The sequence below is a fragment of the Leptotrichia hofstadii genome (assembly GCF_007990525.1).
Classification (GTDB): domain Bacteria; phylum Fusobacteriota; class Fusobacteriia; order Fusobacteriales; family Leptotrichiaceae; genus Leptotrichia; species Leptotrichia hofstadii.
In genome coordinates this window covers 1473610-1490132 of record NZ_AP019823.1, presented here as the reverse complement: position 1 = coordinate 1490132, position 16523 = coordinate 1473610, and the positions used below count along the sequence as shown (strand labels likewise).

The following is a 16523-nucleotide window of genomic DNA, read 5'->3' as shown; positions in this document are numbered from 1 at the left end:
ATTTTTACAAGCAAAGGATAACATATTATAAATAAAAAAGCAAGGCTATTTAACATATTTCTTATATGTTCCAAGCAAATTTTAAAATTACTGATATATATTTCTGAGAATATTAAAAAAAATATAAGCAAAAATAAATTGAAAAATTTAAAAAATTGTGGTAATATTATTAATAGAGTATAACTAAACGAAATTTAATAAAACTAAAATAAATAAAATTTTAAAGCAAATTTGAAAAGTGTCTGATTTGCTTTACTTAAAGTTAAACTGGGAGGAAAATTTATGAAAAATAGGAAAAAATTAATAGTTGTAAGTTCAATCCTTGCAGTAGGGATTCCGCTGCTAGCCATCGGGACAAGAACAATAATAAAAAAAGTAAGGGATGATTATTACAAAAACCAAAAGAATCAGATTGAAGCCGAAAAGGAGAGGGAAGAAGCTGAAATACAACGTAAATTAGCAGAAGAAAAGGCTCAGTCAGAGAAAAAAACTGTACAAAATAAATCTGAAATGGAAAAGTACATAATTCAGAAAAAGCCAGAAAAAAAACAGCAAGCTATAGAAACTAAGCCAAATGTAATCAAGGTGAAAAAGGAAAAGCTAAGAATAACAGATTCTGCCCCTGTTCATGAGCCTGTACAAGCTCCAGTCGTAAGGCGTGAATTAACAAAAGAGGAGCTAAAAAGAGCAAAAAAAGCCCTAAAAGAAGCAAGAGCAAGTTATTACAGCGGAAATAAAGGCTCAACATTTGCAAAAGCTCCAAAGACTACAGACAAAATTATAATCATAAATACTAGCAGGGGTAACATTGAAGTAGCAAAAAACACTCCAAAGGAAAAAAATGATAAAGCAGACAGAGTGCTTAAAGAAATAAGGGACAGCTACTATAAAGATAAAGGCAAGAAATAAAAAATTAAAATGGCTCAGAAATGGGTCATTTTTTCTAATCATTGAAAAAATATAAAAATTTTGAAAAAAATGGAAAAAAGACTTGCAAAATTTTTTAAAATGTATTATTATGTTGTTAGCACTTAGTCTAATAGAGTGCTAAAAAATTAAAAAAGCAAATTTTAGGAGGAAAAATGATAATTAAACCATTGGGAGAAAGAATTTTAATAAAACAGACAGAACAGGAAGAAGTTACAAAAAGCGGGATTGTATTGCCGGGGACAGCTTCAAAGGAAAAACCGATAATTGGAGAAGTTTTAGCAGTTGGTTCAAAGGTTGAGGAAGTTAAAGCTGGAGATAAAGTAATTTTTGAAAAATATTCTGGAACTGAAGTTAAGGATGGGGAAGAAAGTTACTTGATTTTGGAAAAAGACAATGTTTTGGCAATCGTTGAATAATAAAAATTTAAAAATAAATTTGAATGAAAATTAAATGTATAAAAAAATAAGACAGACATTACAAAACAAGTAATTTTAATTTCTTATTAAAATAAAAATCATATTATTAAATTATGAAAGAATTTCGCAATAAAAAATTTACAAAATTTAGAAGGAGAGAATTAAAAATGGGAAAAATAATAAAATTTAATGAAGATGCAAGAAAAGCGCTTGAAGTGGGAGTAGATACACTAGCTGACGCTGTAAAAATTACACTTGGACCAAAAGGAAGAAATGTAGTCCTAGACAGAGGATTTGGAGCGCCAATGATTACAAACGACGGTGTTACAATCGCAAAGGAGATTGAACTTAAAGATCCAATTGAAAATCTTGGAGCGCAAATTGTAAAAGAAGTTGCTACAAAGTCAAATGATGTAGCTGGAGACGGTACAACTACTGCAACTGTACTGGCACAGGCTTTAATCAAAGAAGGATTGAAAATGGTAGCTTCTGGAGCAAATCCTGTATTTATAAGACGTGGAATGGAGCTTGCTTCTAAAAAAGTTATTGAAGAGCTTACAAAAAGAGCTAAAAAAGTGGAATCAAATGAAGAAATAGCACAAGTTGGGGCAATTTCAGCAGGAGATGTAGAAATAGGACAATTAATTGCTCAAGCTATGGAAAAAGTTGGAGAATCTGGAGTTATTACAGTTGAGGAAGCGCGTTCTTTGGATACAACTCTGGAAGTTGTGGAAGGAATGCAGTTTGACAACGGATATTTGTCACCTTACATGGTTTCAGATTCTGAAAGAATGGTTGTGGAAATGGATAATCCGTTTGTTTTAATCACAGATAAAAAAATTGCAAACATGAAAGAATTATTGCCAATCTTGGAAAAAACAGTCGAATTAGGACGGCCAATGCTTATAATCGCTGAAGATGTGGAAGGAGAAGCGCTTGCGACTCTTGTTGTAAATAAACTTCGTGGAACATTAAATATTGCCGCTGTAAAAGCTCCTGCGTTTGGGGACAGAAGAAAAGCTATGTTGCAGGATATTGCAATTCTAACAGGTGGAGAAGTTATTTCTGAAGAAAAAGGAATTAAACTTGAAACTGCTGATATTAATTTCTTGGGACAAGCTAAAAAAGTTAGAATTACTAAAGATAACACAGTTATCGTAGACGGTCTTGGAGAAAAAGATGCAATACAAGCAAGAATTGGACAAATTAAAAATTCAATTGCTGAAACAACTTCTGATTATGACAGGGAAAAATTGCAGGAAAGACTTGCAAAATTAGCTGGTGGAGTAGCTGTAATAAAAGTTGGGGCCGCAACTGAAACTGAAATGAAAGAAAGAAAATTGAGAATTGAAGATGCTTTAAATGCAACAAAAGCTGCTGTGGAAGAAGGAATTGTGCCTGGAGGAGGAACAATCTTGATTCAAATCGCAAAAGCAATCGAAGACTTTAAACTGGAAGGTGAAGAAGGGCTTGGAGTGGAAATTGTGAAAAGAGCATTATCTGCACCACTTAGACAAATTGTTATCAATGCTGGAATTGATGCAGGTGTCGTAATTGAAAAAGTAAAAAATTCTGAAAATGGAATAGGATTTGACGCTGCAAAAGAAGAATATGTAGATATGGTAAAAGCTGGAATCATTGATCCTGCCAAAGTAACTCGTTCTGCAATCCAAAATGCAGTATCAGTATCATCAGTATTATTAACAACTGAAGTTGCAGTTGGTAATGAAAAAGAAGAATCGCCAGCTGGTGGAATGCCAGGTGGAATGGGAATGCCAGGAATGATGTAAATTTAATAAAATGTAATAAAATAAGGGGTAGCCACTATGAACTACCTCTTTTTTTTCTGTTATATTATTTTTTGATTTTTATTTCTTCCAAAATTGCCTTCACATTTTCCAAATTAATACTTTTTCCACTTTCCAAAAGCCTTTCTACGGCAATATCAATTTCCTTGCCTTTTGCACCAGCAAAAAGTGCTAACGAACGAGCCTGCAGCTTCATGTGTCCGTGCTGTATTCCAGTTGTAACAAGCGCTTTTACCGCGGCAAAGTTTTGAGCGAGTCCTACTGATGTGATAATGCTTGCCAGTGTCCTTGCGTCAGGATTTCCTAAAATATTAAATGCGGCTTTTACGCTCGGATTTAGTCCTATTGAGCCGCCTACACTTGCAATTGGCATTGGAAGGGTAAGTTCCCCCTTTAATTTATTTGTGCTTTCATCAAAAGTCCAAGTTGTAAGACCTTCGTATTTGCCATTTTTCACAGCAAAGGCATTCCCCCCAGCTTCAATTGCGCGCCAGTCATTCCCAGTAGCGATTACTACAGCGTCAATTCCATTGAAAATTCCTTTATTATGAGTTGTGGCACGATAAATATCAAGTTTTGCAAATTTGCTTGCAAGTTCTATTTTTTTTGCAGTTTCAATAGATGTTTCCATTGAGCTGCTAAGAAGTTTTACATTTACTTCACATTCTGCTTTTACAAGAGATTCAGTTGCATAATTTGATAAAATTGCCATTAGGCTTTTTCCGTTTGTAATATTTTCAAGCGGTATTTTTATTGCCTCAAGCATTGTATTCAAAATATTTGCTCCCATAGCCTCCTTCACATCGGCAATCAGATAAACAATCAAAAATTCATCAATATTCTTCGCTTCAATATTAATTGCTCCACCACCACGTCCTACAATCGAAGGATGGGCATCATTTGCAATTTTCAAAATTTCATTTTTATTTTCCAAAATTATTGAAATAGCATTATCAAAGTCCAAAATATTATACAATGCAACTTGCCCAATCATTTTCCTGTCCAAAATTTTTGTCGTGAAACCGCCAGATTTTCCTATAATTTTAGCTGCGTAACTGCATCCTGCTACAACAGACGGTTCTTCCGTAACCATTGGCACAGCATAATCTTTTTTATCAATAACAAAGTTTGGAGCAACGCTGAATGGCAAGGCAAATGTTCCAATTCCATTTTCAGCCATTTGATTTGCAGTTTCTAGTGGCAAGTTCTCGTTTTTTTTCAGAAGTTGTTCAAATTCTTCAGTTAAAAAGCCATTATCTTTTAACATCTGTATTCTTTCAGTCCGTTCTTTTTTCTGAAATCCAAGCCAGTTTAATTTTTTTTGATTTTCCTTTTTCATATTTAAAATCAGTTCCTTCCGTTTTGAGTTTATAATAAAACTCAAGCACTTAAAAAATTGTCAAATTCTAATGCTTGAGTGAAAATATAGTTTAAATTTTTAAGGTTTATAGCCAGTTTTATCTTTTTCTGTTATTTTTCTGATAACTTTGCACGGCACTCCTGCGGCAATTACATTATCTGGAATATCTTTTGTAACAACGCTTCCAGAGCCAATAATAGTGTTGTTTCCAATTGTAACTCCTTGATTAATGTGGACTCCCGCGCCAATCCAGACATTATTCCCAATTTTTACAGGCTTGGCATAACATCCTCCATTTATTCTTTCTTCTGCATCAGTGCTGTGATTAGAAGTATAAATTCCTACTCTTGGTCCAAAAAGAACATTATTTCCAATTTCAATTCCGCCACCGTCAAGCATTACACAGTCAAAATTTGCATAAAAGTTATCTCCTATTGAAATATTAAATCCAAATTCACATCGGAATGTTGGTTCAAAATGCACATTTTTACCAATTGATTTTAAAAGATTTTTTAGGATTGCTTCTCTTTCTGATGACGGTTTTCCAAAACTTTCGTTATATTTATTTGTTAAAAAAACAGTATTTTCTCTAGCTTTTATAAGCTCTGGAGTTAAATCATTGTAAACTTTTCCAGATAAAATAAACTGCCGCTGTTCTTCTAAATTCATATTAATTAGCTCCTTTCAGAAATTTATTTTATTTTTTTGTAAATTCTTTTGTGATTTTCCACTTTTTCTAACACAAATGCGTTATCGCTTTCCTGAATAAGTTTTCTATTTGAAAAATCGCAATTTCCTTCATTATCTAAAATTATTTTTTCAAAAAATAAATTTTCATATTCATTTATTGACAATTGCCTTCTATTGTCAAAATCATTTAATCTATCATGCCTTAGATGATTTTTAAAGCCTTCTGCAAGGGTTAGATTAAAAAATTCACAAACAGCACCGCTTCCATAACTATACATTCCAATCTTGTCGCCGGCTTTCAAGCTATCGCAGTTTTCAAGTAAAGAAAGCAAACTTAGATAAAGAGAGCCTGTGTAGATATTTCCAACTCGTTTTCCATAAATTATTGAAGTATGAAATTTTTCCAGAAATTTATTTTTTACTTCTTTTTCCATGTTTTTCTCCAAAAGTGAATTAATCGCTTTTAATCCAAGTTTTGGAAATGGTAGATGAAAACAGAAAGCAACAAAATCGGATAAATCTTGATTATATCTTTTTTTGTATTCATCAAATGTCGTTGCAAGGCAGTCAAGATACTGCTTTGTTGAAAAATGTCCGTCTACTATTGGGAAATCTGAATAGTTGGGACGCCAGAAATCCATAATATCACGGGTTTGGCATACATTTTCATCATTTATGACGGCAATTTTTGGGTCTTTTTTTATTAGCATTGCGATACTTCCTGCCCCCTGTGTAGATTCTCCAGGAGTGTCAATTCCGTATTTTGCAATATCTGAAGCAATTACTAAAACAGAGGCGTTTTCATTTTTTTCAATATAATTTTTTGCAAAGGTCAATGCGGCGGTTGCCCCATAGCAGGCTTCCTTAATCTCGATACATCGTGCAAATGGCTGAATGTCCAGCAGATGATGGATAAAAACAGCAGAAGCCTTGCTTTGGTCAATTCCTGATTCTGTTCCGACAATAACCATTTCAATATTTTTTTTATCTTCTTCATCTAAAATCTGTTCAGCCGCACTTGCCCCAAGCGACACAATATCCTCCGTTACAGGTGTAATGCTCATCTCGCTTTGCATAAGCCCCTTCACAAACTTATTTTCATTCTCATTTCTTCCGAGAGCTAAATCCCGTATATCTAAAAAGTATTTTGGCATTGCAAAACCAATTTTATCTATTCCAATTTTAATTTTTTCTCCTATTTCCTTAATTTTCATAAAATTCCGCCCTTTCTATAAAATATTTTTTGAAGGAATCTCGGATTATACTTAAAAATATGGTGTGAGAACCAATATGTGTAAAAAATTTAAGTATAACTACACATATTGTACTATAAAAAAAATGAAATATCAATAATTATGAAATGTTTATTTTTCTCTTGAAGTTTTTAACAAATACTGGTATAATGCAATTGAAATTTTAAACTAAGGTAAATTTAAAAAAAAAATTATAATACAGAAAGGACAAAAAAATGAAGAAAATTATCTTAATCGCAGTAACAATCATATCAGCTGTATCTTTTGCCAAACTTTCGGAGGAAAAGCAGGCAATTCTTGACAAATACAGAAAACAAGCAGAATCAGACCAGTTCAGTCCTAAAAAAATAAAAGTTAAGCCCGAAGATATATCGGCTAATAAATTTCAAATTCTTCCAGATGTTCAGGCAGGCAAAGTTACGACAAGCGCCACGGCAAATTCTTTGACTAGACAGCAAATCGTCGAAAAATACAGAAGAGAGGCTCGTTTGCAGGAGGACAGGGAAAAAGAGGAACAAGCAAGAAAAGCCGCCAACAAGCCAGAATTTGTCTACTGGGGAAATGAAAATCCTGAAAAATTTATTAAAACAGATTTAGGGTCAGTTGAAAGCGTAAAGCTGTATTTACACTATAATCCGCATAGAAAGGCTCAGCTGAATCAACGTTACATAAAAATAGTAGGTCAGGAATAATATTTGAAAACTTTTGAAGGGACATTTTGTCATTATGCATGAAATGTCTCTTTTTATGTCTGAATTTTTTGCTGTGGTTAAGATACAGGGGGAATGTTTCCATCATAAAAAAATTAATTATAAAAAACTTGATATAATGTATGTTATATGTTATTATATCAATGTTAAAAAGTTTTAATGCTGATTTTATATCTAATAACTTTTGAAATATAATGACCTTTTTAAAATTGGAGTGAAGAAACCAGTTTTAAAAGATTTTACTATAAAAGCGAGAGGATTATGTAATAATGAGTTTGGATAATTTTTATGAGAAAAAAAGCACAGGTAGGACAATCTTAATAATAATAATTATAATAATAGTTTTATTTGCATTTAAAAATAGGATTACGAGTTCATTTACCTTTATGGATGGTATAACACAGTCGGTAAATTTCAGGCTGGTAAAAGTAAAGAGCATGCTTTATACACAGGTGTTAAAGCTGAGATCCAGGGTTAATGACATCAGTTATATTGATGATTACATTGAAAATAATAAAACAAGGGATTTCGAGCTGCAGAAAAATAAAGTCCAGAATATGGAGCTTGCATATGTGAAACAGGAAAATGAGAACTTGCGTAAAATGCTTGACATGCGTCAAAAAACTCAGGCTGAGTTTATAGCGGCAGATGTGGCGCTTGTGGAAAATGGAAACTCGTCAGAAAAAATGTATATAAATAAAGGATCTGCACAGGGAATAAAAATAAATCTGCCTGTAATGTACGATGGCTATCTTATAGGAAAGATTTCTAAAGTCAGTGAGGAATATTCTGAAGTTACCTTGCTTACAAGCAAAACTTCTAAACTGAGCGTAGTTGTAAATAATGGAAGTCTTCAAATTCTGCGTGGAAACGGTAACGGAACATATTCAATCCAGAATTATAACGAAACTAGCGTTAATAAAGATACAATGTTTAAGATAGAAACTTCGGGAGTAAGCGATATACTGCCAAGAGGGATTAGGGTAGGAACTTTCAAAGTGACAGAACTGAACGCCTTCAACAAGATGAAAGAAGTAAGGTTCAAGCCTAATGTAAATATATTTGACATCCAAAGTGTCATGGTTTACAAATGGAGCATTAACGATTCAATAAATACACAGATACAAAAAGAGTTAAAAGCTCAGGAAGAACAGCAAAATAAAGAAAATTCACAAACAAATTAAAGAAATATGTATTAATATATAACAAAATGGCATTTGTCACATAAATAGTGCCGTTTGACAAAATCAAATAAAGAGGTGAGTTTAGTTATGTTAAAGCAGTTGACATTAACAAAAAAAGTTATTCTATTATTTTTATTGGTATCAGTTTTTTCCTTTTCAAAGGATTTCTGGGAAAAAAGCAATTTTACGGTAAATGTTACGGAAGATGCTACATTTAATGGCAAAAGAAGAAGTAAAAGCTACGTTATGACGTATAATTCAGGCACAATGAAGCTTCAGATTACTGCGCCAAGTGTAAATAAAGGAGAAGTCTATACTTTCAGCGGAAGTAAGAAGACTATCTATTATCCAAGCTTGAAGCAGACTGTAACACAAAAAGTTGAAAAAAGTGAAGCAAACATTTTAGCGGTGTTCAATAAGCTAAGAAGCATAAAGTCTAAGCAAACACAAACTAAAAATGGAGATACCTTTACATTTTCAAATAATTGGCTGACATCCATAAAGAGCAGTGGCAATACAGTAAACTTCAGTGACTATAAGACATCTAACGGATACAGCTATCCATCAAAAATTTCTGTGAAGGATGGAAGTTCTCAAATAATTTACAGATTATCGAATTTCAGATAATTCAGCGTGGATAAATTGTAAAATTATGAAAATAATAAAGACAAATTGCATTGTTTTAAAGAAAAAAGAAATGAAGGAAGCGGATTTACAAGTTACACTTTTCAGCAAGGATTACGGTAAAATCATGGCAACTGCTTATGGAATCCGAAAATCCAATAAAAGAAATGTTGTTTCGTTAAATCCGCTGAATGAAGTTGAAATAACACTTTCACAGAAAAATAATTATTATGTCGTAAAAGAAGTCGAAATTATAAAAAATTTTAATAGTATCATAAAAAACATTAATAAGCTGGAAATATCATTATATGTGCTGGATAGCATAGATAAAATTTATTATATGACAAATGAAAATGGGGATTTTTTTGATAAGCTGGTGGAAATATTAGCTTTTATTGATATTCTTCCATGTTTGAAAAAAGGTTATAAATATTATGTTGTATTATCATTCTTGAGAAGGATAATGATAGAACAGGGTATTTATGACATTGATGAAATAAGCTTAATATTGAAAAAAGAAAAAAATGAAAATATAAAAAAATATAAGGAAATCCTGCAAATTTCAAAAAAAAATTCAAATATGCTTGAGACTCAGGAAAAATTTGAAAAATATATTGATTTTTTAAGAAAAATGGTTCTAATTTTTGAAAATTTTATAAACAGAAATTTACAGGTTGAGCTAAAAATAAATAAATTTATTATGGAGGAATTTTATGGAAGATAAAAATATTGCTGACTATATCAAAATAGACACGATAGATTTAAATTTAGAATCGAAAAATAAGAATGCAGTAATTAAAGAGCTGTATAATAATTTGAAAAGTACAGGATTAATTAAGGATGAAGAACAGGGACTGAGCGATATTTTTGCAAGGGAGGAAATGGGTTCGACAGGAATTGGCAGAAGAATTGCTTTGCCTCATGCAAAGACTAAAGCGGTAGATGAGCTGATAATAACTTTTGGAATTTCTAAAAATGGCGTGTCATATAATTCAATGGATGGTGAGGACGTGAATATATTTTTTATGTTTTTATGCCCTGAAAAGAAAACTCAAGAATATCTCAAAGTGCTTGCAAGGATTTCAAGGCTAATCAGGGATGAAAAATTTGTTGATAATTTGCTGAAAGCTGATTCAAATGAAGAAATTATAAAAATTATAAGGGCAGAAGAAACTAACTGATGATATTTGTCTGTCCAGCTTGGATTACATAATTAACAAACCCTGAAATCAAGTCAAACAAATATAGATAGGGGGAAACTTATGAGATGTCCATTTTGTGGCTATGAAAATACAAAAGTCGTTGATAGCCGTGCATATTTTGAAAGAAACTCAATAAAAAGACGGCGTGAATGTGAAAAATGCGGAAAAAGGTTTACAACGCATGAAAAAGTTGCAGAACTGTCGTTGACTGTAATAAAAAAAAATGGAGAAAAACAGCCTTATTCTCGTGAAAAAGTCTATAACGGAATTATCAGGGCGTTTGAAAAGCGTCAAATTGATAAGGAGAAAATAGAGGAAACTTTGGATAAGATTGAGCGTGAAATACTTACAACCTATTCTGGAGAAATAAAGTCCAGCGAACTGGGTGATAAAATACTTTCATATTTGATAGATCTAGATGAGATTGCCTATGTCAGATTTGCATCAGTTTACAAAAAATTTGACAGTCTGGACAGCTTTGTAAAGGAAATTGAGAAGATACATAATGACAAGAATAAGAGAAAATAATTATAAAATATTTGGATAATTTAGGAAAGGAAAATATATAGAAAATGAAAAAGCTTCGTCTAATTGGAAACATAATATTCTTTAGCCTGGTAGTGCATTTTGTACTTCAGAGCGTTAACGTGTTCATGGGAAAAAAGGATATGCAGATAAGCCTGTCACAGACTAATCAGCAGATAAAGGAACTGAAGGAAAGAAAAAGCAAATTGGAGCAGGAAAAGGAAAACGCGGGAGTCAATAATAAGGATAAGAACGAAAAGTTTGCGAGAAATAACTTGAATTTAAAGAGAAAAGGAGAGGTTATTTATAAAATAGTTGATTAATATGAGTTTCATAGATATTTTATAGGTAGGTTATATTATGAACAATTTAAACAATACAGAAAATTTAAAGGATAAAATTGAAAATTTAAAAATAGAAGATGAGAAAAATAGGTATATTTTCAGAGCAAGCTTAAGATATATGATTTCATCATCTATTTTTTTTATAATAATAGCATCTATTGCGGCATATTCTCTGTATAAGGGAATTATAGGAACTGAGAAGCTGACTGCGATAAGAATAGCATTTATTGTGATTATTTTTGCTTATGTCGTTATAGCATCAGCACTTCTTTTTGGATTTAAAATCGTAATTGAAAATGACGAAATAATTATGAAGAAAGTCCGTATCAAAATGAAAGACATTGAAAGCGCAACGCTTAAAGTAATTAAAATGGGTGCAGGAAAGGCTGACAAGTTTCTGGAGATAATAACGGCAGATAAGAAACGGATACAGATGAGAATGAATATAAGCAACGAAGTTCTGTTTTTAAAGTTAATACAGAATCAGATTGGAGAGAAACTGGATATTTAATCTGACTAAGTATCCAAAGAAAGGTTTAAAAATGAAAATAAGAAATTTAATTTTAATAATAAGTATATTTTTGTGCAACGTTGTGTTTGCTAACGACAGTTCAGTAAAAAAAGCTCTTGTAAAAGTCTACACTGCGCACCAGATGCATAATTACATGTCCCCTTGGCAGAATGGGCAAGATTTCAGCTCGACTGCAACAGGATTCATTATAGATGGTAACAGAATCATTACAAATGCTCATGCGGTGCTGAATGAAAAATTTCTGCAGGTAAGAAAGGAAGGCGATTCAAAAAAATATAAGGCAAATGTAAAATTTGTCTCAGAAGAATACGATCTGGCGTTAATTGATGTTGAGGATAAGTCGTTCTTTAACGGAACAGCAGCCTTGAAACTTGGGAAATTGCCGAATATACAGGATAGCCTTACAGTTTACGGTTATCCTTTGGGTGGCGACAAGCTTAGCACAACGAGAGGGATTGTATCAAGAATGGAGCATAACAGCTACACTTTGACAAATGAAAAGTTTCTTATCGGACAGACTGATGCGGCAATTAACAGTGGAAATAGCGGAGGACCGGTACTGAGCGGAGGAAAAGTCGTAGGTGTGGCATTTGCAGGGCTTACTCAGGCAGATAATATAGGATATTTCATCCCTGTAAACATACTTGAAAATTTTTTGGATGATATAAAAGACGGAAATTATGATGGCCCTCCGAAACTGGGATTGCAATGGGCAAAGCTTGAGAGCGCCTCTCAGCGGCAAATGCTCGGATTAAAAAATGATTCAAAAGGTGTCTTTATAAAAAAAATCTTTCCAAATTCCCCATTTAATGGCGTGCTTCAAAGAAACGATGTACTTCTGAAACTGGATGGGCGGGATATTGAGTCAGATGGAACTGTGGAATTCCGAAAAAATGAGAAAACAGACTTCAATTTTATAAATCAGGAAAAAAAATATGGACAGACGCTAAGTTATGAAATTGTAAGAGACAAAAAAGTTCAAAAAGGACAGGTTACATTAAAAAAGGCTGATATAAAATTCAGTGTTGTAAAAAGCACAAAACTTCAGGAAGCGCCCTCCTACTATGTTTACGGTGGACTGATTTTCGAGCCTCTTACGACAAACTACATTACGTCGTTTACGGAGGAACATCCGACCAGTACACTTTCAGCAATATATGACAGGGAAGACCTGTTTAAGGATTACAATGGGCTGGTAATTCTTGTAAGAGTTCTTCCGTTTGATGTAAACCTTGGGTATTCTGAGCTTGAAAATAGGATTATTACTAAAGTTAACGGAGAGAAGTATAAAGATTTTAATGATTTTGTAAAGAAAGTAAGAAGCATAAATAAGGAATTTATTGTTTTTGAAGACGAAGACGGCAATGAAATTGTACTGGATGTTGCCAAGGTTAATGCACAAAAAGCGGCATTGATGGAAAACTATAATATTTTACATGAAATGTCAAGTGATATAAGATAGCAATATTTAGAGAGAAAGGAAGAAAAAAAGGAAATATGGTAGAATTTTTTATAGCATTTCGGCATGTTGTTGAAAGAAAATTTCAAAGTATATTTTCAGTGCTTGGAGTGGCGATTGCTGTAACAGTATTCATTGTTTCGCTAACAGTTTCCAATGGACTGGAAAAAAATATGATAAATTCGCTGCTCACAATGAGTCCGCATATTTTAATAAAAAATAAGCAGAATCCCTTTTTTGAAGGATATGAGGAAACTGCGGAAAAACTGAAGAAAATAAAAGGAGTTAAGGCTGTAATTCCACAGATAAACAGCCAGTCAATAATAAAATTTGAAGGCTATGCAAAAGGAGTGCTGGCAGATGGAATCAGTCCAGAAAATGTCAAGAACGGACTGAAACTTAAAATGGTCAGCGGAAGTGACAATATTTCGGAGCTGGACTCAGTTTTAATTGGCGAGGAGATGGCAGGTGAACTGCGTGTTAAGGTTGGTCAGCAAGTAAGCTTAATCTCAGCTGAAAACAAGGAAATAAAACTTACCGTGAGAGGAATCTTTAAAACAGGCTTTTTAGAATATGATTCAAATGTTGCGGTCGTTCCATTGCGCGCAATGCAGATATTGGCAGAACAAGGCGAAGCTGTTACTGAAATGGACATTAAAGTTGAAAGTCCTCAAAAAGTTGAAGAAGTATTGAAAGAAGTAATAACCGTAATGAATCAGAAGGAATACACGGTAATAAGCTGGAAGACCTTGAATCATAATCTTCTGAAGGCAGTACAGTTTGAAAAATTTGTATTAATTGCGATTTTAAGTCTGCTTCTTGTTATAGCAAGTTTTGCTGTATCGGTAATTTTAAATATGATTGTCCGGGAAAAAATAAAAGATATTGGTATTTTAAAATCAATTGGATATACAAATAAAAATATTCGTAGAATTTTTACAATAGAAGGGCTAATAATCGGAGTTTTTGGAATGATTATGGCAAGCGGATTGTCGCCACTTGTATTGATAGGGCTAAAAATTTTATTTAAAGTGTATATAAAAGGTGGAACTTATTATTTAGAAGAACTGCCGCTATATATTTCTCAAAAGGAACTTTTAATTATTTATGGAGTAACATTTGTAGTTGTATTTCTATCAACAATTTTTCCGGCAGCCAGAGCGGCCAGATTAAAACCTGTGGAGGCGTTAAAATATGAATAAAATAATAGAATTGAAAAATGTTAATAAAATTTATAAGACAAAAGTTGAAAACATTCATATATTGAAAAATATAAATTTAGCCTTTAACAAAGGGGATTTTATTTCGATTCAAGGAAAATCAGGAAATGGAAAGACAACACTTCTGAATATACTGGGACTTTTGGATGAACCAACTGATGGAGAAATCTATATTGGCGGAGAGAAAATCCATTATAAGAATGAAAAAGTCAAAACTGCAATAAGAAATCAAAAAATAGGTTTTGTATTCCAGTTTCATTATCTTTTAAATGAATTTACAGCACTTGAAAATGTTATGATGCCTGCACTTGTCAATAAAAATATGAACAGGAATGAAGCACAAAAGAAAGCCAAGGAACTACTTGCACTTGTTGGTCTTGCAAAACGTTTAAAGCATAAACCTATGGAACTTTCAGGCGGTGAAAAACAGCGTGTGGCGATAGCAAGAGCTATGATTAACGATCCTGATATAATACTGGCTGATGAGCCAACAGGAAATCTGGATACAGAAACAAGTAATATGATAAATGAACTATTTATGAAAATAAATCAGGAAAGAAACCAGTCGATAATAATAGTTACTCACAGTCTGGAACTAGCAAATCTGGCTTCTTACAAATATAAAATTGAAAATGGCGAATTTAATATGATTTTACCGACAATACAATTTTAGGAAAATTTACTAATGAAAAAAGAAAAAATTTATCTGCATTACGATATGGATGCTTTCTTTGCGGCAATTGAGCAAAGGGATAACAGGGAACTTAGAGGAAAGCCTATCGCAATAGGACATGGAGTTGTTACAACGGCAAGCTACGAAGCCAGAAAATATGGAGTAAAATCTGCGATGCCAACAGTTCAGGCTAAACGGCTATGCCCAAATCTTATTGTTGTAAGCCTTAGAAAAGGTGTTTATTTTGAAGAAGGCAGAAGAATACAGGGATTAATAAAAAAAGTCTTGAAAAAATGCGAATTTACCTCTGTTGATGAAGGTTATATTGATATTACAGAGTTTATTTGGAATAAAAATACAAGACTTGATAAAAGAGATGAGATTTTAAAAATTGAAAGATTTATAAAAAAATTTAAAAAGTATGTTTATGATAATTCTAGGCTCACTTGCTCAGTTGGGATAGGTTTTAGCAAGATAAGCGCTAAAATCGCGAGTGATATTGATAAGCCGAATGGTTATTTTATATTTAGGAACCGTGAACATTTTTTAGATTATATTTATAATAAGGAGCTTGGAATAATTCCGGGAATTGGGAGAAAGACAAGGGAAGTATTAAAATTATTTAATATAACGAGTGTCTTTCAGCTTTATGAAATTGAGAAAAATGAATTAATCAGAAGATTTGGGGAAAGCAAAGGGGAGTATCTGTATAATTCTGTTCGTGGCTTACATTCTTCTGAGATAAATACAGACAGAAAAAGGCAGTCTTATGGACACGAAGTAACTTTTCATCAGGAAGAAAATGATATTTTGGCATTGCATGCTGAATTAAAAAAACAGTCTGAAAGATTGAGCAGCAAACTTATTGAAAACAATGAATTTGCCAAAACAGTTACAATAAAAATCCGATATTCCAATTTTGCAACACACACTCGCTCAAAAACGTTGAAAAGTGCAACGAACGATGTAAACGGAATATATAAGGCAGCTCTTGAAAATCTGGAATTTTTTGAAAAAAAGAATGAAGTACGGCTTATTGGAGTACAGTTAAGCTCGATTTTGAAAAGCAATGTAGTTCAGCTGTCGTTTGACGATTTAAAATAAATTATTAATATATTTTAATAATAAAATTATTTAAGATGGGAAGTGGAACAAATGATTTTAAGTGAAAAAGAAATATTAAGTTATATTGATGAAGTAAATCTTTTGCTGGAAAAAGCATATGTGCCGTATTCTAAATTTCCTGTTGCCGCATTATTAATTGATGATAATGGAAATATACACAAAGGAGTTAATGTTGAAAATGCTTCTTTTGGACTTACTCTTTGTGCTGAACGTAATGCAATCACAACAGGGATTACTGGGAATATGAAAAAAATAAGGTTACTTGTTGTAACAGGAAATACTCCTGAGCCAATTAGTCCATGTGGAGCATGCAGACAGGTAATAAAAGAATTTTCAGATAAAGACACAGTTATTATTTTGACAAATAAAAATAGAAAATACAGAATTACTTCACTAGATGAATTGTTGCCATATTCATTTGGACCAGAAGATTTGTAAAAAATGAATAACGAACAAAATTTTTATTGA

Annotated in this window: 19 protein-coding genes; 16 read left to right on the top strand and 3 right to left on the bottom strand. The window is 32.5% G+C overall.

Annotation, left to right across the window (positions count from 1 at the left end):
- The first annotated feature begins 282 nt into the window (after window positions 1–282).
- The 3 genes from FVE77_RS07080 to groL all read left to right on the top strand — a co-directional run bounded on the left by FVE77_RS07080 (window position 283) and on the right by groL (window position 3136).
- Complete coding sequence (locus FVE77_RS07080) at window positions 283–909, top strand: hypothetical protein (protein WP_026746180.1); 627 nt, start codon at window positions 283–285, stop codon at window positions 907–909.
- A gap of 173 nt (window positions 910–1082) precedes the next feature.
- Window positions 1083–1346 carry a co-chaperone GroES gene (locus FVE77_RS07075; protein WP_021769306.1) on the top strand — a complete coding sequence of 88 codons (264 nt, stop codon included), beginning with the start codon at window positions 1083–1085 and terminating at the stop codon, window positions 1344–1346.
- Between the two features lie 167 nt (window positions 1347–1513).
- Complete coding sequence (gene groL / locus FVE77_RS07070; protein ID WP_026746181.1) at window positions 1514–3136, top strand: chaperonin GroEL; 1623 nt, start codon at window positions 1514–1516, stop codon at window positions 3134–3136.
- 64 nt (window positions 3137–3200) lie between these two features.
- Here groL and FVE77_RS07065 read toward each other — a convergent pair whose 3' ends face one another.
- The 3 genes from FVE77_RS07065 to FVE77_RS07055 form a co-directional block, all read right to left on the bottom strand.
- Window positions 3201–4493 carry a hydroxymethylglutaryl-CoA reductase, degradative gene (locus tag FVE77_RS07065; protein ID WP_026746182.1) on the bottom strand — a complete coding sequence of 431 codons (1293 nt, stop codon included), beginning with the start codon at window positions 4491–4493 and terminating at the stop codon, window positions 3201–3203.
- A gap of 99 nt (window positions 4494–4592) precedes the next feature.
- Window positions 4593–5183, bottom strand: coding sequence for a sugar O-acetyltransferase (locus tag FVE77_RS07060; RefSeq protein WP_026746183.1), 591 nt, complete (start codon window positions 5181–5183; stop codon window positions 4593–4595).
- 23 nt (window positions 5184–5206) lie between these two features.
- Entirely contained in the window at window positions 5207–6418 is a 1212-nt protein-coding gene (locus tag FVE77_RS07055; RefSeq protein WP_172966416.1) for a hydroxymethylglutaryl-CoA synthase, read from the bottom strand.
- A gap of 254 nt (window positions 6419–6672) precedes the next feature.
- On the opposite strand from FVE77_RS07055, the gene FVE77_RS07050 reads away from it, so the two are divergent.
- The 13 genes from FVE77_RS07050 to cdd all read left to right on the top strand — a co-directional run bounded on the left by FVE77_RS07050 (window position 6673) and on the right by cdd (window position 16493).
- On the top strand, window positions 6673–7149 hold the full coding sequence (locus tag FVE77_RS07050; RefSeq protein ID WP_026746185.1) for a hypothetical protein: 477 nt from the start codon (window positions 6673–6675) through the stop codon (window positions 7147–7149).
- 287 nt (window positions 7150–7436) lie between these two features.
- Window positions 7437–8351, top strand: a complete 915-nt coding sequence (gene mreC / locus FVE77_RS07045; protein ID WP_026746186.1) for a rod shape-determining protein MreC — start codon at window positions 7437–7439, stop codon at window positions 8349–8351.
- An 87-nt stretch (window positions 8352–8438) separates the two neighbouring features.
- The gene (locus FVE77_RS07040; RefSeq protein ID WP_026746187.1) at window positions 8439–8978 is read left to right on the top strand and encodes a hypothetical protein; all 540 of its coding nucleotides are present in this window, start codon (window positions 8439–8441) and stop codon (window positions 8976–8978) included.
- Between the two features lie 25 nt (window positions 8979–9003).
- Window positions 9004–9699 carry a DNA repair protein RecO gene (recO, locus tag FVE77_RS07035; protein ID WP_026746188.1) on the top strand — a complete coding sequence of 232 codons (696 nt, stop codon included), beginning with the start codon at window positions 9004–9006 and terminating at the stop codon, window positions 9697–9699.
- Window positions 9689–10156: a PTS sugar transporter subunit IIA gene (locus FVE77_RS07030; RefSeq protein WP_026746189.1), complete on the top strand. Its 468-nt coding sequence runs from the start codon at window positions 9689–9691 to the stop codon at window positions 10154–10156. The genes recO and FVE77_RS07030 overlap by 11 nt, the downstream gene beginning before the upstream one ends.
- 81 nt (window positions 10157–10237) lie before the next feature.
- Window positions 10238–10705, top strand: coding sequence for a transcriptional regulator NrdR (gene nrdR / locus FVE77_RS07025; protein WP_006804043.1), 468 nt, complete (start codon window positions 10238–10240; stop codon window positions 10703–10705).
- 44 nt (window positions 10706–10749) lie between these two features.
- A complete protein-coding gene (locus tag FVE77_RS07020; RefSeq protein ID WP_006804044.1) occupies window positions 10750–11025 on the top strand; it encodes an FtsB family cell division protein in 276 nt (91 codons plus the stop codon).
- A 37-nt stretch (window positions 11026–11062) separates the two neighbouring features.
- Window positions 11063–11557, top strand: coding sequence for a hypothetical protein (locus tag FVE77_RS07015; protein WP_006804045.1), 495 nt, complete (start codon window positions 11063–11065; stop codon window positions 11555–11557).
- Window positions 11558–11588: 31 nt separating this feature from the next.
- Window positions 11589–13040 (top strand): S1C family serine protease, encoded by a 1452-nt coding sequence (locus tag FVE77_RS07010; protein ID WP_026746190.1) that lies wholly within the window; start codon window positions 11589–11591, stop codon window positions 13038–13040.
- 35 nt (window positions 13041–13075) lie between these two features.
- Window positions 13076–14239 (top strand): ABC transporter permease, encoded by a 1164-nt coding sequence (locus FVE77_RS07005; protein WP_026746191.1) that lies wholly within the window; start codon window positions 13076–13078, stop codon window positions 14237–14239.
- Window positions 14232–14930 carry an ABC transporter ATP-binding protein gene (locus FVE77_RS07000; RefSeq protein ID WP_026746192.1) on the top strand — a complete coding sequence of 233 codons (699 nt, stop codon included), beginning with the start codon at window positions 14232–14234 and terminating at the stop codon, window positions 14928–14930. The genes FVE77_RS07005 and FVE77_RS07000 overlap by 8 nt, the downstream gene beginning before the upstream one ends.
- Window positions 14931–14942: 12 nt before the next feature.
- The gene (dinB, locus tag FVE77_RS06995; protein WP_026746193.1) at window positions 14943–16034 is read left to right on the top strand and encodes a DNA polymerase IV; all 1092 of its coding nucleotides are present in this window, start codon (window positions 14943–14945) and stop codon (window positions 16032–16034) included.
- A 51-nt stretch (window positions 16035–16085) separates the two neighbouring features.
- Window positions 16086–16493, top strand: coding sequence for a cytidine deaminase (gene cdd / locus FVE77_RS06990; protein ID WP_026746194.1), 408 nt, complete (start codon window positions 16086–16088; stop codon window positions 16491–16493).
- Window positions 16494–16523: the final 30 nt, after the last annotated feature.